General features: G+C 42.4%; 3 protein-coding genes. 2 read left to right on the forward strand and 1 reads right to left on the reverse strand.

What is annotated here, in order from left to right; genetic code table 11:
* On the forward strand, positions 1–644 hold a 644-nt coding region (locus tag TOL9009_RS41210; RefSeq protein WP_144238479.1), incomplete at its 5' end, for a glycosyltransferase.
* A gap of 254 nt (positions 645–898) precedes the next feature.
* The gene (locus TOL9009_RS0132265) at positions 899–1,537 is read left to right on the forward strand and encodes a peroxiredoxin (protein WP_029637516.1); all 639 of its coding nucleotides are present in this window, start codon (positions 899–901) and stop codon (positions 1,535–1,537) included.
* 235 nt (positions 1,538–1,772) lie between these two features.
* Here TOL9009_RS0132265 and TOL9009_RS49825 read toward each other — a convergent pair.
* On the reverse strand, positions 1,773–2,128 hold a 356-nt coding region (locus TOL9009_RS49825), incomplete at its 5' end, for a J domain-containing protein (RefSeq protein WP_038298164.1).

Consider the following 2,128-nt stretch of genomic DNA (forward strand, 5'->3'; position numbering starts at 1 on the left):
GGGAGAGGGGGGGATGGGGGGATGGGGGGAATGCTATTCGGACTCAATTTGGTATTCCCTTGAATGTGCCTTTGGTGCTTTTTATGTCGCGAATTGACCCGAAAAAAGGGTTAAATTTAGTGATTCCGGCTTTGGAAAAGTTGTTAGCTGAAGGTGGTAATTTTTATTTTGTCTTAGCGGGAACGAATCCTCAAGATCCAGATTATGAAGAAAAGATAAGTTTGCAGATACAAAATTCACCTCTGCGATCGCACACGAAAATTACAGGTTTTGTCACCGGTGAAGTAAAATCAGCTTTACTGCAAGCGGCAGATTTATTCGTCTTACCATCCTATTATGAAAATTTCGGGATTGCTGTCGCTGAGGCAATGGTAGCGGGAGTACCTGTAATTATCTCAGACCAAGTGCATATTTGGCATCAGGTGCGCGATAGTGAGTCTGGCTGGGTGGGTACAACAGATGTTGAGTCACAATTAGAATTGTTGCGAGAAGCTTTGCAAAACCCCGCAGAATGTCGGCGTCGGGGATTACTTGCTCAAGAATATGCATTGCAAAATTTTAGTTGGGAAGCGATCGCTCGTCAAATGATTCAAGCATACAATCAAATTTTAGGCGTTGCACCCATTAGACATCTCCAGAAATGAACTATGTGTTGCCCAAAACCCTTGTAGAGACGTAGCAGTGCTACGTCTCTACATCTTTTCCACAGATGTCTATTGTGGGATAAATCGTAAAGACGTTCCGCCGGATTGTGGGATAAATCGTAAAGACGTTCCGCCGGAACGTCTCTACTTAAAATTTTGTTGCAAACTGCTAAACCCCCATTGAGCAACCGGGATTATATGTCACGATCGCATAGTAGAATACTTAATGCCTTTATAACTACAGGGAATTTTACATGGCTCTCCGTCTAGGTGACACAGTACCCAATTTTACACAAGCGTCTACACACGGCGACATAAATTTTTACGAATGGGCAGGTGATAGCTGGGTAGTGCTATTTTCCCACCCCGCAGACTTTACACCGGTTTGCACCACCGAATTAGGTACAGTTGCTAAACTGAAACCAGAATTTGACAAGCGCAACGTGAAAGCGATCGCACTCAGCGTTGATGATGTTGACTCCCACAACGGATGGGTAGGAGATATCGAAGAAACTCAAAACACTACCCTCAACTATCCGATTTTGGCAGATCCAGATCGTCAAGTTTCTGACCTTTACGATATGATCCACCCGAACGCTGCTAATACTGTAACAGTGCGATCGGTCTTCGTTATCGATCCGGATAAAAAACTGCGTCTCAGTTTCACCTACCCCCCTAGCACAGGACGCAACTTTGATGAAATTCTGCGAGTGATTGATTCACTGCAACTAACTGATAACTACAGTGTAGCGACTCCAGCTGACTGGAAAGACGGGGATGATGTCGTAATTGTCCCCTCGCTGAAAGATCCAGAAGTGCTAAAGCAGAAATTTCCTAAAGGTTATGAGGAAGTCAAACCTTATTTGCGGATGACTCCTCAACCGAATAAATAGAAGGAGAAAGAGGGAAGTTTTTCTTTAATTTCTTTGACATTCTATTTCTTAAGCCAGAAATAATTTGGCTTGCAAAGGTAGGGTATATGCCCTACCTTTCACTTTTATGGGGTGTTTGCGTGAAAATAAAGAATAGACATAGACGTGAAAAACAATGTAGAGACGTAGCAATGCTACGTCTTTACAAGGTTTTGGCTTTTACCCATGTACCTCCTAAACCTGAAATTTGCTGTAGCTATTTTTTTTCAGATAATATTGTGTACGCTTCATTAATCAGCCACATTTTTTCTTGCGCTTCTTTTTGTAGTTGCGGCTTATCAACAAATAAATCTGGATGCCATTTTTTTACTAAAATTCTATAAGCCTGTTTCACCTCAGCAAATGAAGCATTAGATTGCACTTCTAAAGTTGCATAAGCGCGAGTAATTTTGTCTTTTTGCGCTTCTGTTTTATTACTTTGAGTTTTATTTTGCTGTTTACCAGTTGAACCCTTTTTCGCTTTCATTTGTGCTATTTCCTCATCAAGTTCCCAAGTACGAAATTGCGCTTCAACTTGTTCTGGGGATGGGGGGGGGATGGGGGGGAGGGGGG

This window comes from [Scytonema hofmanni] UTEX 2349 (genome assembly GCF_000582685.1).
Lineage (GTDB): Bacteria > Cyanobacteriota > Cyanobacteriia > Cyanobacteriales > Nostocaceae > Hassallia > Hassallia hofmanni.

Coding starts and splice junctions, on each gene's coding strand:
- TOL9009_RS0132265 (WP_029637516.1), top strand. CDS start 899: ATGGCTCTCCGTCTAGGTGACACAGTACCCAATTTTACACAAGCGTCT.